The sequence below is a fragment of the Armatimonas sp. genome (genome assembly GCF_964826245.1).
The window spans coordinates 1-24,903 of sequence record NZ_CBAYMC010000030.1 but is presented as its reverse complement, the minus strand read 5'-3'; the positions used below and the strand labels follow the sequence as shown (position 1 = coordinate 24,903).

Sequence of the window (24,903 nt, the reverse complement as noted above, 5' to 3'; positions counted from 1 at the left end):
TACCGGAAGTGAAAGTAGAGAACCGCGATATCGTTGCCCAGCGAGATGAAGTAGTGCATCAAGAAACACGGCAGAAACGACTTGTAGCGGATCGCGATGGGAGCGAGCAGGAGGCCACCGGCGAGCGACGACCAGAACTCTGCGGGGGGCTTTCCCAGATGTAGGATAAAGAACGGAATCACCTGCACAATGGCGGCGGCCCAGGTGGGCATGATCTTGCGGAGCCCAAAGAGCAAGTAGCCCCGGAAAAACCACTCCCAGGCCAGCATGTACATGCACATCACCAGCTCGTGCTGGACAAAGCGGCCGTAGTCAATCTGTCCCCCGGAGAGCTGGCCCTTGGCCCAACCTACCCCAATCAGCACGCGATCATCCATGAGCACGCGGGTGTAGTAGTCCTGGAACGCTCTCTGGCCGGAGAAGAGGGCGAGAACCGGAATGTAGGCCACCCCGACAATCAGCGAGAGAATCATCGCGCCTCGTGCATTGCCTGGCGTAAAGCCAAAGTCGCTGACCTCACGACGAAGCACGATCAAGATCCAGGTGAACGGGACGGTCAGGAGCATGCAGATGTTAAAGAGGTTGAACTCCATCACGCTCATGCCCGTGGGAGCGCGAAAGACTTTCCAGCCGCCGTTTTTCCACAGGAGCAGGGTGCTGATCGCAAACCCAATGGCCAGCGTGCTCCAGCCGACAAGCTCATCGCTCGCGCCTTTCGTGCCGCTCCCACTCCCACTACTTTCGCCGCTGGTTCGCTTCGCCAAGGATCTTTTCGCCTTCCATTCGTACTTTTTTGCGGGTTGTACCGACGCTCTGCCGGAGCCGGGCCACGTCCAAGGTGGGGAAGCGGCTATGGTCGTAGACCGCCTGGCCATCCACGAGCGTTAAGCACACATCGCTGGCCCTTGCCGAGTAGACCAGTGCCGCTTCCGGGCTGTCGTCCCCCGCGGGCGCATGGTGAATCCCATCAAGCCGCACCACACAGAGATCCGCCTGCTTTCCCCGCTCTAACGATCCAAGCTCCCGCTCCCGGTGCAGAGCCCGAGCCCCACCAAGAGTTGCTAAGAACAAGGCTTCTTTCGCCGTGAGGGCCTGCGTGTCCTGCTCGCGTGCCCGTGCGCCGTAGACCGCAGCGCGCATCTCCTCAAAAAAGTCCACGGAGTTACCTGAGACCATCGAGTCGGTACCTAGGCCGATGTCCAAGCCACGCGCTTTGAGTGCCCGCAGGGGAGCGAGTCCTGCCCCCAGCTTTCCATTGGAGCGCGGACAGTGCGCCACTGAGGCTCCCGCATTGGCAAGAAGCGTAATGTCATCGTCGGTGGCGTGGACGCAGTGGACGGCCAGTGTGGAGGCGGCGAGCGCCCCGGACTGCTTGGCGTAGGCAATCGGCGAGATGTTTTTGATCTCCCACGGGATGCCACGACGGTCAAACATCTCTTTAAACGGCCCGCCCCCGATCTGAAAAAGAGCCTCTTCGGCGGGCGACTCGGCCAGGTGGATGGTCTGCAGGTAGCCACTCTGATCCGCAAAGTCACCCAGTGCTTCAAAGAGCTCGGCCCTAACGGTATACGGTGCGTGCGGTGAGATTCCCAGGTGCACGCGCCCCTCGGCCCCGCTGCGCACCAGCGTGCTGGTCATCTGTGCGAGCTGGCGCTTGAGAATATCAAGAGTCTGGGCCACGGGTGGCGAAGGCTCGATGCCAAAGACCTCACGAAACACCGTGCCGCGTAGCCCAGAGCTAGCCAGAGCGCTCACGGTTGCCCCCGCATCGCAGGCATCGCCAATCGTGGTAACTCCCGCTGCCGCCATCTCCGCCGCCCCCAGGCTCGCCGACGTGATCCAGTCGTCGGCGCTGAGAAAGGTCTTCAGGCCCGTGAGGGCGCGAATCCAAGGAAAAAATGGCATATCTTCCAGCAGGCCACGCAGAACCGTGTACTCGATATGGGCGTGGACATTGATAAAGCCCGGCAGGATCGCCGCAACCCCTAGATCCAGCGCCCCTGCGTCGGGCCGAGCCTTCCCCACATACGTGAGCTTGCCGCCTTCAAATGCCACCTCGCCGTCCTCGAAAAGTGGGCCAGAGATAGGCAAGACCCAGCGGGCTTTGAGGCGCACGGGGCCATCGGCGTTGCGCAAGAGATCGGTGAGGTCAGGCATCTATTGACACGGGTTGCTGCTCGGGGCGGCGAGCTGGATACTCCAGGCCTTCTGGTAGTCATCGTTGGTGAGGAACTTGACATGCCCATCGGCAAAGAGGGTGGTGTAGCGCAGGCCGCTCCGGTCCCAGCCTAAGGGGTCGAAGCGCAGGGGACTGGCGTGCCAGCTTCCGTTGCCATCAAAGAGGATATTGAGCTGTGCCATCCCGACTTCTTGGCCCGTGCTGGTCTGCGCAGAGACGGTATCCAGGTTCAGCCGACGGAAAGCGACCTCGGTGCGGAAGAGATAGGATGCGCCGTAGCGCTCGTACATCGAGGGACGAGCTTTCATGGGGCAGGGGCCACCACAGTTAAAGTTGTTGTCTAAGACGTCAAAGCCCGTGTCGCCTGCGCAGCGCCAGACCTGCCGGTTCTTGACATAGGGAGTCAGCGAGCCGGTCATCCAGTTGTTGGTAAAGAGCACGGGGGAATCATGGAGAAAGGGCATGGCGTCAATCACGGCCTTACACTGCGGATAGGCTTCCCAGATCTGGGAGACATAGGCGTCCGAGGCGTCTTTGGCGTAGGGCGCGATCCCGTCGTAGTCCTGCGAGTACATTTGAATCGCCATCCCGATCTGGCGCAGGCTACTCTGGCAGCTTGTCTTTCGCGCCTGGCCACGCGCCTGTGCAAAAACAGGGAAGAGAATCGCGGCCAGTATCGCGATAATTCCGATCACCACCAAAAGCTCGATAAGCGTGAAGCCACGACGCAGGTTTATACCAGGCAGGTTCATGGCAGTAGTGTACCTCAACCCCTATTTACGCGCCGCTGGCACTGAAAATGCAGGTACGAATGACGAGGGTTGTGAGGGTTGCAAGAATGCGTGATAAATGGGATACCGCGTTTGCTATATTAGTCGCTGTGGCACTGGGAGTCTTCTTTGGGCAGCCCCTTGGCCGCCCCACCCTAAAAGGCCGAACGGCTCAAGTTCAAGCGCATCAGTGATCGTCGCGGAGGGTGGCACCGCTGCCGAGAATGAAGGCGAGCAGGTCGGCTTCTCGGGCTTCGAGGGCTTCCGGGGTGCGTGCCTCGACATTTAATCGCAGCACGGGCTCGTTCTGGCTCATGCGGAGATTACAGCGCCAGTCTCCCTCGGCGAGCGAGACACCGTCAATCTGGCTGAGCTCGGCGCTCGGGTGGCGGGCCTGGAGTGCGGCGATAATGGCTTTCGCATCGCTGGTGATAAAGTTCAGCTCCTCGCTGGCCGGGTAGTTTGTCTTGTAGGCATCCAGAAGCTGCGAGACCGTCCCACCGCTCTTGAGCTGCTCGGCGAAGAGTCCCATCACGGTCAGGAACGTGATAATCCCGTTGTCGCAGTACCAGAAATCTCGGTAGTAGAAGTGCCCCGAGTTCTCGCCGCCAAAGATCGCGTTGGCCTGGCGCATGGTCGCCTTGATAAAGCCGTGGCCTGTACGACTGGTGACTGCCTTGCCGTGGCCTGCCAATGCAACCGCCTCGGTGGCCCAGATCTGGCGCGGCTCGATCACCACAGCGGCTCCGGGCTCGCGCTTGAGGAAGTGCTCGATCAGAAGCGCGTTGATGTAGTAGCCTGCAAACGCGCGGCCTTTCTCATCGTAGAAGAAGCAGCGGTCCGCATCGGCGTCCCACGCCACACCAAAGTCGGCGCTCTCCGTGACAATGCGCTCACAGACCTCTTTGCGGTTCGACGGCAAGAGCGGGTCGGGGGTGCCCTTGGGAAAGCCGCCGTCCTCGTTCCAGTTCAGGCGGATCAGCTCCAGAGGCAGCTTGGCAATCGCCGCATCCACGAACTTACCGTTGGCTCCAAAGTTCACATTCCCCACGATTTTTAGGTTGGGGAGATCTGATGGGACATACTGCTGGAGATACTCCGCGTACTGCGCTAAGAGTGGTGTCTCCGTGATCGTGCCCGGCGTGGCGACTTTCTGCGGCGTGGCGGCATCCGCATCGGCGTAGATCTCGCCAAGCTTCCCCTCGCGTACCAGCGGCTGGCCTTTCTTGCCCACGAACTTGAAGCCGTTCCACTCGCGCGGATTGTGGCTGGCCGTGAGCGCAAAGCCGCCGTCAATGTCGAGAGTTCCCGACGCGAAGTAGAGCATCTCGGTGGAGATCACTCCCAGGTCAAGCACTTCAACTCCGAGGTCCACAAGTCCCTGCATCGCGGCCTTTTGCATGGTCGGCCCGCTGAGGCGCACGTCACGGCCCACGGCGACTCGCTTGGCATTCATCACCCGGGCAAAAGCCTGAGCGCAGATATAGGCAAACTCTTCGTTGATCACACTCGGGTAGATCCCTCGAATGTCGTAGGCGCGGTAAAGCGATGGATCAAATGGCATTTTCTTTTTCTTTCTATCGTCCCAGTGCGTAGCTTAGTCCGATTCCACCGAACGTGCCATTTTTCTCGACAAAAGTGCGCTTGCCGTTTCCCAAAAATGCCTTCAGGCTCAGCCCTTGGCTTAGCTCACGGTTGGCAACCACGGTAAAGCTATTGCCGAGATCCTGGTGCGATGAGTACTCTACGTAGAGATCCAGATCACTGGTCTGGTAGATCCAGGGGAGGTAGGCTCCGAGCGTGACAATTCCCGCTTTGTCTGGCGCAATACCGACTTCGCCGTAGAGATCAAGCTGACCGGCTCCTTTACCGGAGGGAAGCGTGCCACTCACCGAGTACCCCGTGCCATTATTCAGGCTACCGACCCGGAGCGCTTGGATTCCCAACGTCCCACCGCCGACTTGCTTGGTCGCGGAGGCAAGGAAGCCACTCTGTGCGCCACGGACATCCGGGTTGGAGTCGTAGAGCCAGGCAGCCTCGGCCTTCACGCCGTTCTTGTTGAGGGTTGCCCCAACGGAGCTGTAGCGCTCCCCTAAAAGCTGGGACCGGTTGAGCGAGAGGAGCGCGGGGCCACTATAGAACCGGCGCCGCCCACTAAAGACCGTCAGGTTCGGGCTGACATCATGCTCGATAGAGGCTACGGAGAGGGCACTAAAGCCGCCTGTGTTTGACCCGGTGAGCAAGTTGATACTATTGCCCTCAAACATATAGCGCGACTTGCCCAGCGTCCCGTGGAGCCGTCCACGCGCCCCAATCGCCTGAGGATCTGCCGTGAATCCGAAGGCATCTCCGTCCAGGTTAAAATCCGTCGCTTTTGCCCCCCCGCCTAGTGCCGCCGCCGCCACTGCCCCGAGGAGCACTAGGTTGTTGGAGCTCTGCGCTCCATCGAAGAGCGGGGTTTTGGAGTTGCTCGGCCCTTGCCACGCCGAGGGGCGGTAGACGGAGCGATTCGTGGCCGCCCCACGAGAGCGCAGGTCCACGCCAAAGCTTGCTCCCGAGGCATTCAGCGCATCGAAGAGACTCCCGACATTGCCGATTCCCTTGTTGCGGAGGAAGCTTAGATCCGTGCCTGCGAGCGTGAAGGCTTGGCTAATGTCATCGCCGCCAAACTTCTGTCGGTAGCCGCTGAGAGTCAGGGTCGCATCCGAGGCCAGTGTTCGCTCGATGGCGGGAACCACAGAGGACTGCGCAATGGAAAGCAGGCGCGCTTTATCGGCAGGGTTTTTCACGATCTCACCGGGTGCGGGTGGGAGGTTGAGGGTTGCTTGGATCGCTTCCGTTAGAGCCGACGAGCGAATCGCCATGCCTGCGCTACTTCCGGGCACGGTGAGTAGGCCACGCTCCGTGTTGAGAATCTGCCACCACGCTACCCGTGGCCCATTGTGGTCACTCGGAAGCTGATTGCCAGGGATCGAGGTCGAAGTATCTAAAGCAACTTGGGTTCCGGTTACTTTGACTCCCGCAAACTCACCGGCCTTGACCATCACCGTGCGCGTGTCGCGTTTGAGCTGAAGGCTGCCATCGTAGCACAGAACTGTTGTCTGGTTGTCGGCAACGGTGACTTCAAACACGGCCTGCGTGGCCGTCACGACTCCCGTGGGGGTATCCACTTGAACCGGCGCACTCCCGGCTCGCACCCAGATTGTCCCGCTGATTAAGTAGATACCCGTGCCGGGTTTCTCTTGGCGGACAATCGCCTCGCTGCGGTCTTTCAGGCGCACAAGAGAGCCGTCTTTGAAGCTCACCTCGGCAAACGAGCGCTTGAGCGTGCGGATCAGCTGCTCGGAGAAGACACTCTCGCCATGTGTTGCAGGCTCACGCTCCACACGCTCCCGAATCTGTGGTGTGGCCCTGGTTCGGGTAACCTCCACCTGACGAACAATGGCAAGGGTTCCCACGGTCGTGCCCTGAGCCCAGGCCGAAGCGGAGAGGGCGGTCAGAGCGAACATCGAGACAATCACAGAACGGGTCAAAACGAAACTCCTTCTCTAGGTAAAACTAACAGACAGAGCATTCGTCAGTGCCCGTCTTAATTCCTTCTTATGCCAGCTGCAAACGCCGCACGGACATATTCCAGATACCCCACATCGTCTGTTATGGCTTTTCCGGGTGAGTCGGAGAGCTTAACGACGGGCTGGTTATTGAGGCGCACGAGCTTGATCACAATTTGTAGGGCCTTTTCCCCTAGATCGTTGGTTAAGTCGGTGCCGATTCCAAAGATCGTCCGAATGCGCGTGTCAAAGCGCTCGGCGAGTGCAGTGGCCTTTGGGATACTCAGGCCATCGGAGAAGACGGCAGTTTTGTGGCGCGGGTCGACGCCAAGGCTCTCGTAGTGCGCCAGTAGCCTCTCCCCCCAGATAGCCGGATCGCCTGAGTCGTGGCGGCAGCCGTCGTAGGCCTTGGCAAAGAGTCGGTCGAAGTCGGCCAGAAACGCGTCGAAGCCAAAGACATCCGAGAGCGCAATCCCTAGATCGCCTCGGTAGAACTGCATCCACTCTTCCAGCATGAATTTTTGGGAATGGAGGAGGGGGGCGAGTGCTTGCCCCGCCTGAAGAAACTCATGGGCCATGGTTCCAAAGGGCTTGAGGCCCAGCTTGTGGGCCAGGTGCACATTGCTGGTGCCAATAAGCTGGGGAGCGAGCTGCTCGACAATGCGCTCCTGCCACGCCTGGCTGTAGCGCCGCCGCGTCCCAAACTCCATGACCCGAACGGGAATAGAAGTGCCTAAGAGTTGCCGTTTTTTTTCCTCCAAGCGCCGCAGCCCTTCTGCTTCACGCTCCACCGTGAGGGGAAAGTGGTGACGCGACCAGATTTCATTGATCGTGGCAAGAACGGGTACCTCAAAGAGAATAGTCTCCAGCCACGGGCCACGAATCCGTAGCTCAAAGCCGGTTTCCATTTGAATCTCGATCTGGCTGGGGTCGAGGCGAAAGCTCTCCAGAAAGTCCACAAACTCCGGGCGGATATAGCGAATCGAGCGCAGAAACGCGGCCTCGTCCGGCTGGAGACGTAGCCCAGCGAGCTTGTCAAGCTCCGCCCGAATCTCGGTCGCAAAGGGAGTCAAGTCGGCGTCGGCGCTGCGGCACTGGAACTTATACTCCGCTTGCGCCTGCGGGTAGCGTCCCCAGACCACCTGCATCATGGTGAACTTGTAGAGATCGGTATCGAGTAGTGAGACGATCATATTGTTTCTTTATATTTCTTTCGTAGTCGTGAGCCGTGCGCCAGCGGCCTTGAGCTCGGCGAGAAACGCGTCCTGGAAGTGCGTAAAGCCCGGAACGGGCGAGAAAGCATCGGTAAGGAGCGTGAGCTTTTGAGCAGAAATCCCGTGGGCAACCAGGTCGCGAACCGTATTAGCGACACAGTGGCTTCCCGCTTCCCCGCAAACTAGAATCTCGTCGGCCTGGGCCAGTGAGGTGAGGAGGGCCTTATTGGGCAGAGTCGCAGGGTCACTTGGATCGGGGACATCTGCGGCGATCGCACTGTAGTGCTCCGTAAAGGGGTTCTCGCCTTTACGGACATAGTTCACACTCTTACCCGTGCGCCTCTCCCAGTCACAGAGCGCGGAGAACAGCTTGGCGGCGACCGCATGGCCCGCGCTCCCAATCAGGCAGTGGGGTGGCCAGATACAGAGAGGGTAGCGCCCATTGCGTGCCAGGGCTCCTACATAGGCCTCGCCTCTTGTTTGGTGCGCTGGGTTGGCGGCATGCCACTGACTCAAGTCCTCGATGATCGTAAACGGGGCGGGGGGAGCCCCTCTCAGGTCTTTCCACCAGAGTGGGTGGGCGATATCGAGAAGGTGGTGCGTATCGAGGGTCACGTGTATGGCATCGAAGTCGCAGGGCAAGCATAAGAGCGTGGCAATGCGTTCAATATCGGACTCAGCACCCGCAACATAGAGTGCGCCCGATATCGGGTTGCAGAAGTCCTCCTGCGGGTCAATGATAAAAAGTTGTCGTTTCATAGCTTATTAGTGTAAATATAACACAAAAAAGTTTCGCCTAATTTTCATAGTCTACCGGATATACTATTGGCGCCTATGCAAGTACGCCGTGACCCCCGAACTCGATTTTTTGTAAAGCCAACTCGTATTGTCGCGAAAGAGGAAGCCCGACTGACCCAAGCGCTCCTAGAAGACAACGACGAAGTCTGCCTACTGCCGCCAGGTAGCTGGGTGATCTTAGACTTTGGGCGTGAGCTTCATGGAGGCGTTCGCCTCGACATTCCTACCACTCAACCCAAGGGTAATCCCCTGGTTCGTGTGCGCTTTGGAGAGTCGGTTAGTGAGACAATGGGACTGCCCGATCAAGACCATGCCATCCACGACTATCGTCTACCGGTGGCCTGGATGGGGCGGACGGAGATAGGGGAGACAGGCTTCCGGTTTGTGCGCCTAGACAACGTAGACCCCGGAATCACGCTCTCTGTACGTGCGGTCGAAGCCGTTCACCTGATCCGTGATGAGCCATGGCAGGGCTCGTTTGCCTGCTCCGATGAGCGGCTGAATGCGATCTGGGAGACAGGGGCCTACACGGTGCATCTGTGTATGCAAGACCATGTCTGGGATGGCATTAAGCGGGACCGTCTTGTCTGGATAGGGGACTTGCACCCGGAGGCGATGGTAGTCGCGACGGTTTTTGGCAACCATGAGATCGTCCCCGCGAGCCTGGACTATGTCCGCGACCAGACACCGCTCCTTCAGTGGATGAATGGAATCTCGTCGTACTCGCTCTGGTGGCTCCTGATTCAGGCCGACTGGTACGCACGCTTTGGCGATCAGCTCTACTTGGAGCAGCAGCGACGCTATCTCATGAGCTTACTGGAGCGTGTCTTGCTACACGTGCGCCCCGATGGCTCGGAGTTTTTAGGGGGACACCGCTTCTTGGAGTGGCCAACCTCAGAAGACCCAGAGGCGATCGCGGCGGGCTTGCAAGCACTTGTTGTGCTCACCCTCCAGCGGGGTGCATGGCTCTGCACCGTTCTAGGCGAGGACGGACTTGCCCGGCGCTGCAAAGAGGCGAGTGATAAGGCAAGAAAAATTCAGCGCCTGACCTCAAGTAAGCAAGCCCAGGCACTCGTTGTCTTGGCAGGGATGCAAGAGGCGCAATCCGCCAACTGGAATGTCCTCGCGGTGAACCCGTACCGCGGGCTTTCGACCTTTTATGGCTACTACGTACTGGAAGCGCGGGCGCGAGCTGGAGACATCATAGGGTGCTTGAACCTGATCCGGCACTACTGGGGCGGAATGCTCGACCTGGGAGCGACGACATTCTGGGAAGGCTTCGAGCTTGACTGGAAAGAGAATGCCACCCGAATTGACGAGCTGCCCCTCAAAGGAAAGCATGATATCCATGCAGAGTACGGCAACTGGTGCTACAAGGGCATACGCCACTCTCTCTGCCACGGCTGGGCGGCTGGCCCTACGGCTTGGCTCACCCAGTGGGTTCTGGGAATCACGTCCGCCGAGCCAGGGATGGCAAAGATCCACTGCAAGCCCCACCTTGGTGATCTTTCCTGGGCACGGGGAACGGTTCCGACACCCTACGGGCTAGTCACCGTAGAGCACCAAAAACAAGCAGACGGAACCATCGAGACAACACTCACTCTACCCGATGGTGTGGCCGCGATATAATCGAAAACCTATGCGTCGTGCCGTTCTCCGTATCTTGATCTATGCCGCGCCACTACTTTTGTGGCTTGGCATCACGGCACTCTTAGCAACAGAGCTAGGAAGCTATCAGCAGTCCTGGATTCTTCTCCATAAGCTCTTTGATTGGATCGAGCCAGGATTCTACGATCCTGATCCACAAATCGTTTCGATGTACCAGATCACCCAGATGGTTCGGAAAATCGCCCATGTTGTCGTCTATGGTGTACTGACACTGCTCGTCATTCGGCTCTGCCAGTCAGGGCAGCCTAAACTAAGACCCCTCTCCCTCGTCATAGCACTTGTGGTTCCCAGCGCCTTTTCGGGTATCGAGGTTTATCTCCGTCTCCACCAGTCTGAGGGAACACGCCACGTGCGCTTGGAGCAGTTCTTATTAAATGGAGTGGGAGTTGCTATTGTTTTCCTGACCACTCTCGCCTTTTTTGGTCTAAAAACGCTTGAGCGCTGGCTTCTGCAAACTGAGTCATTAAATAATCCGAATGTGTCAGAGTAAACGAGCTAAATCTGCTCTCTTTCCCCAGGTTTTTTCGATTGCTTTTGCGATCAGTTGTACCTCTTCTGGGGGCGCAAGCAATGCACTTTGTTTTATCCAGCAGCCTTCTTTTTGACTCACTCGCTCCATGACGGGGCAGTGTGCACGGTGGTTTTCGGAGGAAGCATACCCTTCCATGCTCCCGTTCCAAGGGCCAAAACGTCGGTTTGTAAAGACAGGCCACTCATAAAGCGGAGTGGCATAGCCAGGATCCACAGGGATTCCCTCGGCACGCATTGCGTCTATAAATACGCCACGAGGCAGGCCCCAGACGTCTTGGTCGTAGCGAAAGCTGTAGAGGTGATAGGCATGCCTGTCGCAGCCGAGAGCCTCTCTTGGCAAGGGGCGAATGCCGGGGAGACCCTTGAGAAGGCTGTCGAGGAGCCTGCCATTGGAGTCACGTTGCGCCGCTTGCTCGGGGAGTCGAGCGAGCTGTGTCCGTAGCAGTGCACCCTGCAGCTCCGTCATGCGGAAGTTGCTCCCGAGAATCTGTCCAGAGGAGCCCTCCCCCCAGCTTGACTGAGCACGAACTGCCGCCGCAAGCGCTTCATCGTTGGTAAGGACGATGCCTCCTTCGCCACAGTTTAGATTCTTGCTCGCTTGGAAGGAGAAGCAACCAAGTGTCCCGATTCCTCCCACTTTTCGCCCTTTATAGATGCTTCCATGCGCATGGGATGCATCCTCAATTACGGGGAGTCCAAAAGCACAGAGCTTCTCCAAATCTGCAGGCAGTCCTCCGAGGTGTACGGCGATAATGGCGCGGGTTCGGGGGGTGATCGCTTCCGCCACACGGGAAGGATCCAGGCAGTAGGAGTCCGGGTGGATATCAACAAAAACGGGAACCGCGTTGCACTGGATCACCGCCCCAACCGTGGCAACAAAGGTATACGGTGGCACAATAACCTCATCACCTGCCTGAATATCGAGGGCGAGCAGCGCCAGCTTGAGAGCCACTGTCCCACAGGGCACCGCAACGCCAAATCGGCACTCCTGAAACAGAGCGAACTCTTCCTCGAATGCCGAGACTTCCGGGCCGGTAAGGCGTCCCCAGTGGCCACTGCGCAGGGCGCGGAGAACCGCTTCTTCGTCACGGTGATCCCATATAGGCCAAGACGGCCAGGGGTGGGGGTGGAGGGGCACTCCTCCTAGTAGAGCAAGATCGTCAGTCATCCTGCTGGAAAGATTCGGTTTGGAAACCCCTAATTCCTTCCAGCACTTTAGCGAGGTTACTTCGTGGCGATATTTACATGGCAATCTATAGTTTTGCTGTGCCGTAACCCTGAGGCCGCGCGGTGTGTGACCGGTTTGTGACGACTGCTGAACACGTCGTTGTACATGTTCGTAAGTGTGTTGATGTCTCGTGGAGTAATATGGATTGTGTTGACGGTTACTATGGGAAACATGGTGTCAGCGGCATCATCGCTATGCCCTTGAGTACTGCCGCCGCTAATCCCTAAGGCATGCCCAAACTCATGTGCCGCGAGGGCGACGATCACCCCACGATTACTCTGGATGGGAGGAAGCTGTGCGGGATCTAAGATAATGGAAGCACTCACTAAAGAGGCTGGGATTGTATTTGTCGCAATGATTGACGTTTGTGCAACGGAACCTACGACTGGCCCCATTTTTACCACGATCTGTGCCTCTGCTTGATCTGTCACTAGGGTATAACCAAAGCTAGAACCAAGAGCGTTAAACCAGCGATCAAAACCTTCTTGTAAAATAGGCTTGAAGTCCCCATTCACTGTGGTGTCGAAGTAAATTTTGAGCCTTGCCTGGTCGGGAGATTTCCAATAGTAATAATCATCATGATTGTAGTTAGGCACGAGGGGACTCGTGCGAGCTTCTATAGGCTCATAGACGGCGGTTATAGTCTCACCAACGTTAAGAGTGGCAGGCAGCTCACTAATGGCAGCTGAGGTGCTGAATCGAGTACCACGGTACTCCCAGCCAACAAAGCGCCGGTCACCGTAGACTTCTGGGACACTGAGAAGACTTGTCGCACTGATCTTGCTTTTTGCGGCAATAGAACCTCCTGGCGCAATGACATTAGACACACCTAGAAAAGAGAGAGGAATACTCCCTCGCGTTCCCGCTATGCCAATCGTATAATTACGGGTTTGATTGGGTGATGGAAGCTCGATTTTTATCGGGGATGACGATGCTAAACTACCACCTCCACTACAACCAAACAATGGCATCACAAGAATACTTGTCAACGCAATCCCAGAAACAAAATGATTCATTTTCATTCTCTCCACAAACAAACAGATATAGGTAATTATGGAATGATTATGACTTCGGATTAGTTTTTTAGTTTTTTACAGTATTATTACTTGTAAATTGGTGGCATACAATCACAGATGACGGATATGCAGCAGCGCCGAAAGCTGTGAGAGTGTCTTTTGATCGGGGAGATGGCTGAGCTGAATCGTTTTGCTCTGGCCCGGTGCGAGGTGAAAGCCATTGTTGGTGAGCTGGGGCTGATGGGAGACACCCTCAAAGTGAAGGGTGACAAATGCGGCAAAGCGCTGAGCCTGTACCGTGATCGAGTGCTCGGAGATAAACGTCCGCAGGCCAGGGTTGGCAAGGCGCAGGTCTTTGGGCTCAGCAAGCAACAAGAAACTCTCAACGATTTCACCAGACTCGGGGGTAAATATCGCGTGGACAAAAACATCGGTACCTGCATCGGCGATAAAGCTGGGAATGGCAAGGGAGAGTGCCGCCCCGGATGCGGCATTGGCAGGTGCGACAACTATCTGCTCGGCCATCGAGACGGGCTCCCCTTCAAAGGTCAAGAGGTGCACACTGAGCTTCCCAGAGACCGCGCCCCAGGTGTCGTTGACGAGATGCGCCTCTATGGCTCTGCCCGAACGCCGCAGGGAAAGCAAGAGGGGGGCATAGGCACGCTTGATGGCGTAGTAGGCCAGCTTGGGCTCGCCCGTGCTATCTATCACGGACCAGGAGTGGGTGGGCCAGCAGTCGTTGAGCTGCCAGAAGAGAGTTCCCCAGCAGCGCCCCTTGCGCCGTCGCCAGTGCTCGATCCCAAAGGCAAAGGCGAGTGCCTGGTTGCACTGACCAAAATAGACAAGATCTGCAAAGCACTGCGGCTCGGGGAAGTGCATCTGGATAAAGCCCAGATAGGTCTCGTAGCCCTTGCGGGTCTTGTCGTGCCAGCGGGAGCTCACCGAGCGGACGCACAAATCCTCAGGGGCGAGTGCGGAGTGCCACGCGGTCAGTCCCGCCGGAGCCGCGAAGCCGAACTCACTGGAGAAGCGCGTGTCGCACTTTTCGTAATTGACCCAGTCGCCGTTGCTCCCCGGCTCTTTGGAGTGCCAGACATTCCAGTAGTGACTATCGCCGCTGTTTTCGTCCCGGCAGTCTTGGCCACCATAGGGAGAGTTGGGCCAGTAGGGAGTCTGTGGGTCTTCCGCCTCTAGAACACTGGGGAGTGTCTCCAGGATCAGCTTCTCGCCGTAGAACTTCGTGGCTTGGTCAGCACCCGACCAGCGCCCTTGGTGCAGCTCGACGTTCTCATTGCCACCGCACCAGAGCGCCAGGCAGGGATGGTGACGGAGCCGACGGACATTGGCACTGGCCTCCTCGCGCACACTTTGCACGAACGCCGGGTCATCGTCGGGATACGTGGCGCAGGCAAAACCAAAGTCCTGCCAGACCAAGATCCCAAGCTCGTCACAGAGGCTGTAGAAGTCCTGGCTCTCGTAGAGCCCGCCGCCCCAGACCCGAAGCATGTTAAAGCCCGCCTCTTGCGCTGCCGTGAGCCGCCGGCGAAGCTGGTGTTTTGTGATCGTCGTCGGCAGGCTATGATCCGGGATCCAGTTGGCCCCTTTGGCAAAGAGCGGCTGCCCATTGACCTTGAACTGAAACGACTTCCCCCCGCCATCCGCATCAGCCTCTTGAACGAGTTCGATCTCACGGAAGCCCACCGAGGCAGCCAATCGGTGAATCGGCTCAGGCTCATCGTGGTCATTGTCGGGGATGGCAAGCAGGCGCAGGTTGAGCAGATGGCGCTTGCGCGGGCCATCTACCCCGTTGGGATTCCAGCGCTCGGTGACAAAACTATTGATATGAAGAGGGACGGTGTACTCGCCAGGAGGACCTTCCAAAACCTTCGAAGGAGTCGTATCACCCGAGGCAAAGAGCACCGCTTTGACAATCAGTGGCTGGCTGTCGTACTTGCGAAGGGTGACATGAAAGTCCATGTCCACAACACTCTGGCTGATAAATTTGTAGTCCAGCTTCCAGTGCAAAATCTCTGCCCGAGGCACGGTTACCAGCTCGACATGGCCGTGGATGCCGCAGGAGACCAGCTCCGGCCCCCAGTCCCAGCCAAACATGTACTGTGGTTTACGGACAAAAGCGCGAGGCGGGAAGTTGAAGTAGGTTGTCTTGCCCCGATCACTTTTACCATCACCGATATAGGCCGCCGCCTTCTCGCGCCCCACTCGCAGGGCGGAGTCGAACTCTACTCGGAGCTCGTTCTCGCCTTCTTTCAAGAGCTCGGTAACATCGAAGCGCCATGCCCGGTGGTAGTTGTCCGCCTGCCCGGCATGCTTCCCATTGAGCTCCACACGCGCCAGGGTATCGAGGCCGTTAAAGTGCAGAAAGTGCTTGCCGTCGGAACCTTTCGCAGCCAAGCGCTCCGCGTCTACAAAAAATATCGTGCGGTAGGTCCAGTCGGACTCATCCACCCAGCGTGCGCCCCACTCCGCGAGCCGGGCAAGCGGATCGGCGATGACGCCTGCCTTTACCAGATCGGTGTGGACATGGCCGGGAACGGTCGCAGGGAGCCAGAGCTTCTCGCCACCTGAAAGAAGAGAGAGGTCACGGCCCGCCGGAAGACGCTCGGCAAGCTCCCAATGAGAGTCAAGAGAAGTAGAGATCAGTTGCATAAAAAGCCCCTGCGTTGTACCCGACACAAGGGCTTTCTTCAAGTCCTATAGTTTCTGCAAAACGGAATGACCACAGTTTCCGCAAATCTCGGGAAGGATTCAATGCGTTTGTTACCGAATCTAAGGATTTGGAGGACACGATGGCACGACGAACAACAGCAACAGTGGCGGCAGTAAGACCGACGATTATTTTAGGCATTGACATTGGGGGAACGGGCATTAAGGGAGCCCCAGTGGACGTGACAACGGGTGAGCTAATTGGGGAGAGGTTTCGATTGGAGACACCACAGCCCGCGACTCCCGAGGCCGTTGTCGCCACCGTGGCACAGATCGTCGCGCACTTTGAGTGGAAGGGGCCCATCGGTGTGGGGTTTCCTGCCGTGGTGAAGTACGGAACCGTCTCGACGGCGGCAAATATTGACAAGAGCTGGATCGGAAAAGACGCCGCCGGGATGATCGCCGAGGCCACGGGCTGCTCGCCGGTTGCGATTGGCAACGATGCCGATGTTGCAGGGCTTGCGGAGGCGACCTTTGGCGAGGGCAAGGGCAAGGACGGCCTGATCTTTCTCTGCACCCTCGGCACTGGAATCGGTACCGCGCTGATTCTGGATGGCAAGCTCATCCCCAACACCGAGCTGGGACACTTAGAGCTCAAGGGAATGGACGCCGAGACCTACGCCGCCGACTCTGCCCGTGAGCGCGAGGATCTGTCTTGGGAAAAATGGGCCAAGCGTGTCAACCGCTACCTGACGATGGTGGAGAATCTTTTCTGGCCCGATCTGATTATCGTGGGGGGCGGCGTGAGCAAGAAAGCGGATAAATTCTTCCCACTCCTCTCACTGCGCACTCCGGTTGTTCCGGCGGCTCTTCAAAACGAGGCGGGGATTGTTGGAGCCGCTTGCTGGGCCGCCGCGCGGCTGTAGCCATTATCTCCAGCAGACATACGATACAATGTCAGGGTTCGCGGGGCTGGCAGCGCGGCGGGCCACTTTATTGAGGTCTGCATGAAGAAAAAGATTCTGGTTTTGGGGTCGGGGCCGATTCGTATCGGTCAGGGTATTGAGTTTGACTACTGCACGGTTCACTGCGTCTGGGCGCTACGTGAGGCGGGCTACGAAGCGATTGTTCTCAACAACAACCCCGAGACCGTCTCCACCGACTTTGACACGTCCGATAAGCTCTACTTCGAGCCGCTCACCGCAGAAGATGTCCTGAATGTCATAGACCGCGAAGCTCCCATTGAGGGCGTGATCGTGCAGTTCGGGGGGCAGACCGCAATTAATCTGGCGCGGCCCTTGGTCGAGGCAGGGATCACGATTCTGGGCTCGTCGGCGGACTCGATTGATCTTGCCGAAGACCGTGAGCAGTTTGAGAAGCTACTTCGGGAGCTGGGCATTCCCAAGCCGGAAGGCCGCGCAGTGGTGACTCCCGAAGCGGCGCTCGACGTAGCACGCGAGATTGGCTATCCGTGCCTGGTACGCCCTAGCTATGTGCTGGGCGGGCGGGCGATGGAGATTGTGCAGAACGACGACGAGCTGGCCAGCTACATGAAGTACGCCGTGGATGTCTCGCCCAAGGCCCCGATTCTGGTGGACCGCTACATCATCGGCAAAGAGCTGGAGGTGGACTGCATCTCAGATGGGGATCGCTGCTTGCTTCCAGGCATCATGGAGCATATCGAGCGGGCAGGGGTGCACTCCGGCGACTCTATGGCCGTCTACCCCCCCCAGACGGTCTCACAAAAAACCAAAGATCTGATCTCCGAGTACGCGATTAAGCTCGCAAAAGCCATGAACGTGGTCGGCCTGATGAACATTCAGTTTGTCTGTGAGGGCGAGATTCCCTATGTTATTGAGGTCAACCCACGCTCTAGCCGAACCGTGCCCTATCTTTCGAAGATCACGGGTGTCTCGATGGTGAAGGCGGCGACGCGCTGTATTTTAGGGGAGACGCTGGAGAGCCAGGGCTACGAGAACGGGCTGTATCCCGAGCAGGCAAACCCAGCAGTCAAAGCCCCCGTGTTCTCGTTCCAAAAGCTGGTCGGGGTGGACAACACCCTCGGCCCCGAGATGAAGTCAACAGGAGAGATTTTGGGTCAAGATTTAGACTACCCTCGTGCGCTCTTTAAAGCGCTGGTTGCCAGCGGCATTAACCTACCGCTCAAAAAAGCGGTGCTTGCAACCCTTGCCGATGCGGACAAAGACGAGGCGCTTCCTCTCCTGAAAGATTTTGTGGCACAGGGTTTTCAGGTCTATGCGACGGCGGGCACGGCCAAGTTTCTCTCGTCACATGGTGTCGAGGCAACGCCCGTTAATAAGATCAGCGAAGGCAAGCCCGATCTGATTGACTTGATCTACAGCGGCGAGGTCGGTCTGCTGATCAACACGATTAGCAAAGACAGGCGCATTGAGCAAGAAGGGGCACTGATCCGCCGCGCCAGTGTGGAGCGTGCCGTCCCTTGTATGACAAGCCTAGACACGGCCCGTGCACTCCTCACCGCACTAGAGTCCTATAACCGTGGCGAAGAGATGGGCGTGCGCACCGTGGATGAGTACTTAAGCGGGAACTAACCTAGGCTGGTTTGAGTCTTGTGATTCTGGAGGATTTGATTGATGTCTGTGGAACGAAGTGGTGTGGTGACGTTTAAGGGAAACCCAATGACCCTAGTGGGTGCTGAGCTGACCGTGGGAGCAAAAGCGCCCGGTGCGACTCTGATTGGGGCGGGTTTAGCGGCGGTCAATCCGCTGGAAGCGGGGGCGGGAAAGACCAAGCTCTTCGTGCTGGTTCCCTCGGTGGATACGGGAGTCTGCTCGATCGAGGGCAAGAAGTTCAGCGAAGCCAGCCAGGCATTTGGCGATGATGTCGCGGTTTTCCTGGTCTCGGCGGACCTGCCCTTTGCCCAGGGCCGCTGGTGCCAGGCGGAGGATGTCAAGAACCTGACGATGCTCTCGGACTACCGCGAGATGGCGCTGGCAAAGAGCTGGGGAGTCTATCTTAAAGAGCTGGGCCTCTACGCCCGCGCGGTCTTTGTGGTAGATAAGAATGACATGGTTACCTATGCGGAGATCGTGCCAGAAGTTGCCTCAGAGCCCGACTATGCTGCCGCAGTGGCTGCTGTCAACGCCGCTTAGAGCGTCGATGCTGCTGAGACCCCTTCAGGTATACTGATCGCTAATCTATGCCTGTTATTCTTGCTAGCCTGCGCTCCTTTGACTTTAAGGCTGTCTTCCTAGCGGCCTTAGATATAGTTGTCGTTGCCTATATTCTCTACCGCTTGATTCTCCTTGCCAAGGGGCGCAGGGCATGGCAGATTCTCATCGGAATCGGGGTGTTTTTTCTCCTCGTTCTGGCCTCCAATGTTCTGGGGCTGGTGACTCTCAACTGGCTCTTGCAGTCGGTGACGCCTCTCGGGCCGGTCGCGATTGTGATCTTGCTCTACCCTGAGCTACGTGAAGTCTTAGAGCGACTGGGGAGATTAGATTTCTGGGGAGCGCCCCTGAGCGCGGCGCGGCAAGAAAATATCACCGAGACTGTCGAAGCGGTTGTCACGGCGGCGACCCTGCTCTCAGCGCGGAAAACAGGAGCACTGATCCTACTCGCACGGGAGACAGGGCTAGACGATGTGATTACAACCGGCACCACACTGAATGCCGTCGTGACTCCCGAGCTGCTTACCACGATTTTCTACTCCGGGACGGCTCTTCACGATGGGGCAGTGATCCTGCGCAATGGCAGACTGGTCGCTGCGGGCTGCACTCTACCGCTCTCTGATGCCCCCAATATTGCGACGAATGTCCACATGCGCCACCGTGCCGCGATGGGAGCCTCCGAAAACTCCGATGCCGTTGTCGTGATTGTCTCCGAAGAGACGGGAACCATCTCGCTCTCCATTGGTGGGAAGCTAGACCGGGGCCAGAGTGCAGATCTCTTGCGGGAGAAGCTCCTCACGGCCTTTGGAAAAGGAGCGAAGAAAACCCCACCACGCCTGCACCTGCCACGTCGCAGTAGCCACAACAAGGAGAAGCCCGCGCCATGATGAGCCTCCTGCGGCGCAACTGGGAGTACAAGCTTCTGTCTCTGGCTCTCTCGGTCTTGCTCTACATCATCGCCAGTACCCAGCGTACGCCAAGCCGGACCAGTAGCATGCCTGTTCTTCCCGAAGTGACCGGGATAGCCCCAGATCTGGCCATCAAAGTCGCGCCACCGTCGGAGCAGGTCACCCTGACCGGGTCTGCCGATGAGCTAGAGATCGTGCGGAAATCGGGGCTACGCGCCTCGGTGAATGCCACAGGGGCGAAAGTAGGTAAGAGCTTTTTGCCCGTCACCTATATCCTGCCCGAGGCGGTACGTGGTCGCGTCTCTGTTGAGGCCCCTCCCATGCTTCAGGTCGAGCTGGAGGCACGGACACAAAAAATGGTGGCGGTAGGAGTCTTGTTCGAGAATCAGCCTCCTCCAGGCTTTGAGTACGATGCACCAGAGCCAGAGCCCACACAAGTGATGGTGACAGGGCTCGCCTCCGATGTGGAGCGCGTGGAGCGAATTGTCGCACTACTCAACAATAGCGGCTCAACAGGGTTGGTGAGTCGTGAGGTTCCCGTGGTCGCCCAAGACGACCAGCAGCAGGTTGTCTCCAATGTCACCTTGCAGCCGACACGGGTACGCGTCTCCCTTAAGCTCCGTCAGCGGCCCGCCACCAAGACCCTGGTGCTCTCGGCGAACCTAACGGGACAGCCCTCGCCAGGTGTCGCACTGAGTGGGTATGAGTTTACTCCCAGTATGATGGTGGTTCAGGGCGATCCCGTGACCCTGAGTAAGCTGACCGCGCTGTCCGTTCCTGTGGATATTGCAGGGCTGGCGCAGTCGGAAACGCGGAAAATCGCGCTCTTACCGCCGCCGGGAGTCAGTATGGTTGCTGGGAAAGTGGTTCAGCTCTCTTTGCGCGTGGCACTGCCAAAAGTAAATAAGCAAATGAAGAAAGAAGGGCAGTAAGTGGCACTCAAGTTTGGGACAGATGGGGTTCGCGGGATTGCAAACACAGAGCTCACACCCGAGTTCACTCTCGCTCTGGGCCGGGCGGCAGCACAGACGCTGGGAGGCGGACGGTTCGTCATCGGGCGAGACCCACGTCGGTCAGGGGACTTGCTGGAGGCGGCGCTTACGGCGGGCTTGCTCTCGCAGGGCGCGGATGTTCTGGCGCTGGGTGTGGTTCCAACCCCCGGAGTCTCCTACGTGGTGCGCACCACGGGTGCGAGTGCAGGTGTTGTCATCTCTGCATCGCACAATCCCATGCAGGATAATGGAATCAAGTTCTTTGGCCCCGATGGCAAGAAGCTCGCCGATGCCACCGAAGCTCAGATTCAATCGAACCTCGGCAATGACTTCGCTCGTCCTGCTGGTGGGGGAGTGGGCAAGCTTACCCAAGACAGTGGCTCTGTGGCAGCCTACGCGGACTTTCTCGTCGCGACGCTGGGGGAGACGACTCTAGCGGGCTTAAAACTCGTGATTGATGGCGCCAATGGTGCTGCCTCGTTTCTTGCCAAGCCTTTATTAGAACGACTTGGGGCGGAAGTGGTCGCGATCCACTGCGAGCCTGATGGTGTCAATATCAACGAGTCCTGTGGCTCGACGCACGCTGAGGGGCTGGCAGCTCGCACAAAAATTGAAGGTGCGGATGCAGGCCTGGCGTTTGATGGCGATGCGGACCGCGTGATCCTTGCGGATCGTCACGGACGGATCTTCGACGGCGACCGGATTCTTCTCACGGGAGCGCTCTGGTGGAAGCTGGACACGGTGGTCGGTACCGTGATGAGCAACATGGGGCTGGAGCTGGCCCTGCAGACCGCACAGGTTCGGCTGGAGAGAGCCAATGTGGGAGATAGATATGTGGCGGAGCTTCTGGAGACAACCCGCGCTCGACTGGGCGGTGAGCAGTCCGGGCATATTCTCTTTCCGCAGCTCTCCCCGGCAGGCGATGGCCTGCTCACCGCGCTACAGATCCTCAAGATTGTCCAGGACTCGGGCCGCGATCTCGCAACCTGGTACGACAACATGACCACGCTGCCCCAAAAGCTCATCAATGTCGCGGTTCGTGAGCGCGATGGCTGGGAAGCCGATTCGGCAATTATGTCCGCGATTCTTGAAACGGAAAAGTCTCTGGAGGGCCGGGGGCGCTTGCTCGTGCGTGCCTCTGGGACGGAAAAACTCATCCGGGTCATGGCCGAGGCCCCCAGCGAAGGAGAAGTTCTCCAGGTCTGCGAGCACGTCGCCAACGTCATCCGCGAGGCTCGTGGTGCATGAGGTAAGCACTGCCGAAGGCTCTCCAGCCCCGCCCGGGTACCCTCTGGGTGAACGGGCGGGGCTTCTGGCGCTCTTTCTGGAGAGCCACAGCGCGACAACAATGGCGGCGTATCGGCGCGATTGGGAAGACTTTGCCGCGTTTTGTGAGCTTTCTGCGGAGGAGGCGGTTGCGGCACTGCTAGCTCTTTCGGCAGGCGAGGCAAACCGGCGGGCGCTCGCCTACCGGACGCACCTGCGGCATAGAAAACTCTCGCCCTCCACGATCAACCGGCGGCTGGCGGCACTGCGCTCGCTCACCAAACTTGCCCGACTCTTGGGACAGAGTGCGTGGGTGCTGGAGGTCTCCAATCTTGCCAGTGAAGCCTACCGCGACACCCGCGGGCCAGGCCGGGAGAGTGTCCAGAGCCTCATCGCCCTCGCCGAAGCCGCGCCCCGTGACCATGCGATCCTGCGCCTCCTCTACGATCTGGGGCTGCGCCGGGCGGAGGTCTGTGGGCTGGATGTCGCCGATGTCGAGGACGAGCGGCTGTGGGTGCTCGGAAAAGGTCGCCTGGAGAAGGTTCCCCTCACGCTTCCTGAGCCCACACGGCGTGCCTTGCGTGACTGGCTTGCCGTCCGAGGCAGTGCCGAAGGAGCGCTCTTTACGAGCCAGGATCGCAGCGGCAAAGGGAAAGGGGATGGGCGACTGACGGGGCGCAGTGTCCATCGTATTGTGGCGCAGTATGCCGAAACGCTGGGGATCTCCGCCCGCCCGCATGGCCTCCGGCACACGGCGATTACGGAAGCCTGTAAAGCGGCAACGGCGGCGGGGATTGGGATTGAGGAAGTGCTGGACTTCTCGCGCCACAAGAGCCTCGCCGTGCTCATGCGCTATCGCGACCGTGAGCGCAATGTCCAGGGAACCCTGGCGGCGCTTGTGGCGGCACCAAACCAGGTAGAATAGCGGCGTGTCACGCTTAACCAATATCGAAGATCTCCTGCGCTTTGCCGCTCCCTCGGAGCCGCGCCTCTCACCCGACGGTACCCATGTCGCCTTTGTTGTCAAGACGGTTAACGAGAAGAAGAACCGCTACGAGACGCAGCTCTATGTGGCTGAGACAAACCCTTTTTCCCCGCCAGAGCCAAAAGTCTTTACGCAAGGCGAGAGTGTCTCCAATCATCGCTGGGCACCAGATAGCCAGAGCCTTGTCTTTGTGCGCCTTCACGAGAAAAAGTCACAGATCTGGCAGATTGCACGAGGTGGTGGCGAGGCGATAAAAATCTCGGACTTGCCTCAGGGAAGCATCGGGGAGCTGGCGTTCTCGCCCGATGGCAGCAAGCTACTGTTCTCGTTTCGGCCTGCTGATGAAGAATTCAGTGAGAGCGCTGTGGAGGCGCGAAAGAAAGCCAACCAGTCCACGCCGCCACGCCTGATCACGCGCCTGCGCTGGCGCAACGAGGGTGCGGGCTGGATTCCGTCGGCGTTTTTCGACCTGCACACACTAACTCTGGCAACGGGAGAAGTGACCAAGCTCACCGCCGGTGACCGGGACTTTGGGAGCTACTGCTGGTCGCCGTGCGGGAAGTTTATCGCCTACACCCAAAATACGGCCCCCAACCCCGATTTGCAGATGGGAGCGACGGCACTCTTTGTCCGGGAGCTGGGTGGGGACACACCACGTGAGATCGGAACGCTGGGGCCAAAGGGAAATCTCGCCTGGTCGCCGGAGGGGAAACACATCGCATTTCTGGGCCATGACCACGCCGACGAGGTCTGGGGGACGTGGAATGTCCATCCGTGGGTCGTCGAAGTGGAGAGTGGCGCGGCGCGTGATCTCACGCCCCAATGGGATGTCACGGCGGGCGACAATGCCTTAGGCGAGGTCTACGGACGCGGCGATAACGGGCCGCTCTGGGACGATGACGGCGAGAGTGTTGTCTTTGTGGCTTCCGACCAGGGCGAGGTGAGCGTCTACAAGATCGGGCTGGATGGGGGAGTGCCCGAGAAGCTCACGCCAGAGGGCTGCTCCGAGGTGGGTGTCAGCTTGGCCGCAGGAAAGACAGCAACTCTGCGCCTCACCAGCCACGATGCGGGCGATATCTATGTAGATGGCACGCGCTTCAGCGAGCTAAACGCCGCGCTCTGCGCCGAAGTAAAATTTATCGAGCCTAAGGCGTTTTCGGTGGGGGAGGTGCCCTGCTTTGCGCTGCTCCCCGAGGGCGACGGCCCATTCCCGACCATTCTCTATATCCACGGTGGCCCGCATTTAATGTACGGGCGCTGGCATCTCTTCCACGAGTATCAGGCGCTCGCTGCCGCCGGATTTGCCGTGATCTATCCCAACCCGCGTGGCTCAAAAGGCTACGGCGAGGCGTGGACGGGGGCGATTCGTGACAACTGGGGCGCACCGGCAATGGACGACTGCATGGCGTGCGTGGACGACGCGATTGCGCAAGGCTGGAGCGATCCGTCGCGCCTGGCCGTGATGGGGGGCAGCTACGGTGGCTACCTGACGGCCTGGATTGTCGGGCACACCGATCGGTTCGCCTGCGCCATCGCCGAGCGTGGTGTCTATAACCTCCAGAGCTTCGGCGGCACCACGGACTTCGTCCAGACCGACCACAGCTACTTTCTCTCCAACCACACCGACGACACGGAGAGCTTCCGCCGAAATTCCCCGATCACCTACGCCGGAAACGTCAAGACGCCGCTCTTGATCGTCCACTCCGAAGGCGACCTGCGCTGCCCGATCAGCCAGGGCGACGAGTACTTTAGAGCCGTCAAGCGCACCAGCCCCGCCGAGGTCAGCTATCTCCGGTTCGGCCCCGAAGCCAGCCACGAGCTCAGCCGAGGCGGCCCGCCCGATCTGCGGATCGACCGCCAAAAGCGCTTCCACGAGTGGCTGAAAAGCTATCTTTTGCGAACCGTCTAAAGTAAAAGGTCGAGCGTCTCTACGGCTTGCTTGGTCTATGGCTCACTGATTACTATCTTTGCGCGTTACAAG

General features: G+C 58.6%; 21 protein-coding genes. 11 read left to right on the top strand and 10 right to left on the bottom strand.

The window, feature by feature from the left end; all coding sequences use genetic code 11:
• The 3 genes from AC1XOS_RS04865 to AC1XOS_RS04855 form a co-directional block, all read right to left on the bottom strand.
• Nucleotides 1-764, bottom strand: a 764-nt coding sequence (locus AC1XOS_RS04865) for a CPBP family intramembrane glutamic endopeptidase (RefSeq protein ID WP_481961095.1), incomplete at its 3' end; no start/stop codon positions are given.
• The gene (locus AC1XOS_RS04860; protein WP_481961094.1) at nt 736-2,157 is read right to left on the bottom strand and encodes an amidohydrolase family protein; all 1,422 of its coding nucleotides are present in this window, start codon (nt 2,155-2,157) and stop codon (nt 736-738) included. The genes AC1XOS_RS04860 and AC1XOS_RS04865, both read right to left, overlap by 29 nt.
• A complete protein-coding gene (locus tag AC1XOS_RS04855) occupies nt 2,158-2,931 on the bottom strand; it encodes a DUF1559 family PulG-like putative transporter (RefSeq protein ID WP_481961093.1) in 774 nt (257 codons plus the stop codon). It lies immediately after the preceding gene.
• An 86-nt stretch (nt 2,932-3,017) separates the two neighbouring features.
• Between AC1XOS_RS04855 and AC1XOS_RS04850 the strand changes: the two genes are divergently transcribed.
• The gene (locus AC1XOS_RS04850) at nt 3,018-3,143 is read left to right on the top strand and encodes a hypothetical protein (protein WP_481961092.1); all 126 of its coding nucleotides are present in this window, start codon (nt 3,018-3,020) and stop codon (nt 3,141-3,143) included.
• On the opposite strand, the gene AC1XOS_RS04845 is transcribed toward AC1XOS_RS04850, so the two are convergent.
• The 4 genes from AC1XOS_RS04845 to AC1XOS_RS04830 are packed head-to-tail and all read right to left on the bottom strand — an operon-like array spanning nt 3,137 to nt 8,473.
• On the bottom strand, nt 3,137-4,513 hold the full coding sequence (locus AC1XOS_RS04845; protein ID WP_481961091.1) for a phosphomannomutase/phosphoglucomutase: 1,377 nt from the start codon (nt 4,511-4,513) through the stop codon (nt 3,137-3,139). The genes AC1XOS_RS04850 and AC1XOS_RS04845 overlap by 7 nt on opposite strands.
• Nucleotides 4,514-4,526: 13 nt before the next feature.
• Complete coding sequence (locus tag AC1XOS_RS04840) at nt 4,527-6,482, bottom strand: FecR domain-containing protein (protein WP_481961090.1); 1,956 nt, start codon at nt 6,480-6,482, stop codon at nt 4,527-4,529.
• Between the two features lie 56 nt (nt 6,483-6,538).
• Nucleotides 6,539-7,693 (bottom strand): nicotinate phosphoribosyltransferase, encoded by a 1,155-nt coding sequence (pncB, locus tag AC1XOS_RS04835; RefSeq protein ID WP_481961089.1) that lies wholly within the window; start codon nt 7,691-7,693, stop codon nt 6,539-6,541.
• A gap of 9 nt (nt 7,694-7,702) precedes the next feature.
• Nucleotides 7,703-8,473: a cysteine hydrolase family protein gene (locus AC1XOS_RS04830; protein ID WP_481961088.1), complete on the bottom strand. Its 771-nt coding sequence runs from the start codon at nt 8,471-8,473 to the stop codon at nt 7,703-7,705.
• A 75-nt stretch (nt 8,474-8,548) separates the two neighbouring features.
• Between AC1XOS_RS04830 and AC1XOS_RS04825 the strand changes: the two genes are divergently transcribed.
• Nucleotides 8,549-10,141, top strand: a complete 1,593-nt coding sequence (locus AC1XOS_RS04825; RefSeq protein ID WP_481961087.1) for an alpha-L-rhamnosidase-related protein — start codon at nt 8,549-8,551, stop codon at nt 10,139-10,141.
• A 10-nt stretch (nt 10,142-10,151) separates the two neighbouring features.
• The gene (locus AC1XOS_RS04820; RefSeq protein ID WP_481961086.1) at nt 10,152-10,670 is read left to right on the top strand and encodes a VanZ family protein; all 519 of its coding nucleotides are present in this window, start codon (nt 10,152-10,154) and stop codon (nt 10,668-10,670) included.
• Here the strand turns inward: AC1XOS_RS04820 and AC1XOS_RS04815 are convergent.
• The 3 genes from AC1XOS_RS04815 to AC1XOS_RS04805 form a co-directional block, all read right to left on the bottom strand.
• Nucleotides 10,662-11,879, bottom strand: a complete 1,218-nt coding sequence (locus AC1XOS_RS04815) for a DegT/DnrJ/EryC1/StrS family aminotransferase (protein ID WP_481961085.1) — start codon at nt 11,877-11,879, stop codon at nt 10,662-10,664. The genes AC1XOS_RS04820 and AC1XOS_RS04815 overlap by 9 nt on opposite strands.
• A gap of 56 nt (nt 11,880-11,935) precedes the next feature.
• Entirely contained in the window at nt 11,936-12,955 is a 1,020-nt protein-coding gene (locus tag AC1XOS_RS04810; RefSeq protein WP_481961084.1) for a matrixin family metalloprotease, read from the bottom strand.
• 111 nt (nt 12,956-13,066) lie between these two features.
• The gene (locus AC1XOS_RS04805) at nt 13,067-15,622 is read right to left on the bottom strand and encodes a beta-mannosidase (RefSeq protein WP_481961083.1); all 2,556 of its coding nucleotides are present in this window, start codon (nt 15,620-15,622) and stop codon (nt 13,067-13,069) included.
• 140 nt (nt 15,623-15,762) lie between these two features.
• On the opposite strand from AC1XOS_RS04805, the gene ppgK reads away from it, so the two are divergent.
• From ppgK to AC1XOS_RS04765, 8 genes are all read left to right on the top strand, one after another.
• The gene (gene ppgK / locus AC1XOS_RS04800) at nt 15,763-16,545 is read left to right on the top strand and encodes a polyphosphate--glucose phosphotransferase (protein ID WP_481961082.1); all 783 of its coding nucleotides are present in this window, start codon (nt 15,763-15,765) and stop codon (nt 16,543-16,545) included.
• 81 nt (nt 16,546-16,626) lie between these two features.
• A complete protein-coding gene (gene carB / locus AC1XOS_RS04795; RefSeq protein WP_481961081.1) occupies nt 16,627-18,192 on the top strand; it encodes a carbamoyl-phosphate synthase large subunit in 1,566 nt (521 codons plus the stop codon).
• A gap of 42 nt (nt 18,193-18,234) precedes the next feature.
• Nucleotides 18,235-18,753 carry a thiol peroxidase gene (tpx, locus tag AC1XOS_RS04790; RefSeq protein ID WP_481961080.1) on the top strand — a complete coding sequence of 173 codons (519 nt, stop codon included), beginning with the start codon at nt 18,235-18,237 and terminating at the stop codon, nt 18,751-18,753.
• Between the two features lie 47 nt (nt 18,754-18,800).
• Nucleotides 18,801-19,658 carry a diadenylate cyclase CdaA gene (gene cdaA / locus AC1XOS_RS04785; protein WP_481961079.1) on the top strand — a complete coding sequence of 286 codons (858 nt, stop codon included), beginning with the start codon at nt 18,801-18,803 and terminating at the stop codon, nt 19,656-19,658.
• Nucleotides 19,655-20,611 (top strand): CdaR family protein, encoded by a 957-nt coding sequence (locus AC1XOS_RS04780; protein ID WP_481961078.1) that lies wholly within the window; start codon nt 19,655-19,657, stop codon nt 20,609-20,611. The genes cdaA and AC1XOS_RS04780 overlap by 4 nt, the downstream gene beginning before the upstream one ends.
• Nucleotides 20,612-21,919 carry a phosphoglucosamine mutase gene (glmM, locus tag AC1XOS_RS04775; protein WP_481961077.1) on the top strand — a complete coding sequence of 436 codons (1,308 nt, stop codon included), beginning with the start codon at nt 20,612-20,614 and terminating at the stop codon, nt 21,917-21,919.
• Nucleotides 21,909-22,862, top strand: a complete 954-nt coding sequence (locus AC1XOS_RS04770; RefSeq protein WP_481961076.1) for a tyrosine-type recombinase/integrase — start codon at nt 21,909-21,911, stop codon at nt 22,860-22,862. The genes glmM and AC1XOS_RS04770 overlap by 11 nt, the downstream gene beginning before the upstream one ends.
• 4 nt (nt 22,863-22,866) lie before the next feature.
• Complete coding sequence (locus AC1XOS_RS04765) at nt 22,867-24,831, top strand: S9 family peptidase (protein ID WP_481961075.1); 1,965 nt, start codon at nt 22,867-22,869, stop codon at nt 24,829-24,831.
• The last annotated feature ends 72 nt before the right edge of the window (nt 24,832-24,903 follow it).

Excerpts from the sequence above, each read along its gene's own strand:
- AC1XOS_RS04860 (WP_481961094.1), bottom strand. The coding sequence starts at position 2,157 with ATGCCTGACCTCACCGATCTCTTGCGCAACGCCGATGGCCCCGTGCGC.
- AC1XOS_RS04855 (WP_481961093.1), bottom strand. The coding sequence starts at position 2,931 with ATGAACCTGCCTGGTATAAACCTGCGTCGTGGCTTCACGCTTATCGAG.
- AC1XOS_RS04850 (WP_481961092.1), top strand. The coding sequence starts at position 3,018 with ATGCGTGATAAATGGGATACCGCGTTTGCTATATTAGTCGCTGTGGCA.
- AC1XOS_RS04845 (WP_481961091.1), bottom strand. The coding sequence starts at position 4,513 with ATGCCATTTGATCCATCGCTTTACCGCGCCTACGACATTCGAGGGATC.
- pncB (WP_481961089.1), bottom strand. The coding sequence starts at position 7,693 with ATGATCGTCTCACTACTCGATACCGATCTCTACAAGTTCACCATGATG.
- AC1XOS_RS04830 (WP_481961088.1), bottom strand. The coding sequence starts at position 8,473 with ATGAAACGACAACTTTTTATCATTGACCCGCAGGAGGACTTCTGCAAC.
- AC1XOS_RS04825 (WP_481961087.1), top strand. The coding sequence starts at position 8,549 with ATGCAAGTACGCCGTGACCCCCGAACTCGATTTTTTGTAAAGCCAACT.
- AC1XOS_RS04820 (WP_481961086.1), top strand. The coding sequence starts at position 10,152 with ATGCGTCGTGCCGTTCTCCGTATCTTGATCTATGCCGCGCCACTACTT.
- AC1XOS_RS04815 (WP_481961085.1), bottom strand. The coding sequence starts at position 11,879 with ATGACTGACGATCTTGCTCTACTAGGAGGAGTGCCCCTCCACCCCCAC.
- AC1XOS_RS04810 (WP_481961084.1), bottom strand. The coding sequence starts at position 12,955 with ATGAATCATTTTGTTTCTGGGATTGCGTTGACAAGTATTCTTGTGATG.
- AC1XOS_RS04805 (WP_481961083.1), bottom strand. The coding sequence starts at position 15,622 with ATGCAACTGATCTCTACTTCTCTTGACTCTCATTGGGAGCTTGCCGAG.
- ppgK (WP_481961082.1), top strand. The coding sequence starts at position 15,763 with ATGGCACGACGAACAACAGCAACAGTGGCGGCAGTAAGACCGACGATT.
- carB (WP_481961081.1), top strand. The coding sequence starts at position 16,627 with ATGAAGAAAAAGATTCTGGTTTTGGGGTCGGGGCCGATTCGTATCGGT.
- tpx (WP_481961080.1), top strand. The coding sequence starts at position 18,235 with ATGTCTGTGGAACGAAGTGGTGTGGTGACGTTTAAGGGAAACCCAATG.
- cdaA (WP_481961079.1), top strand. The coding sequence starts at position 18,801 with ATGCCTGTTATTCTTGCTAGCCTGCGCTCCTTTGACTTTAAGGCTGTC.
- AC1XOS_RS04780 (WP_481961078.1), top strand. The coding sequence starts at position 19,655 with ATGATGAGCCTCCTGCGGCGCAACTGGGAGTACAAGCTTCTGTCTCTG.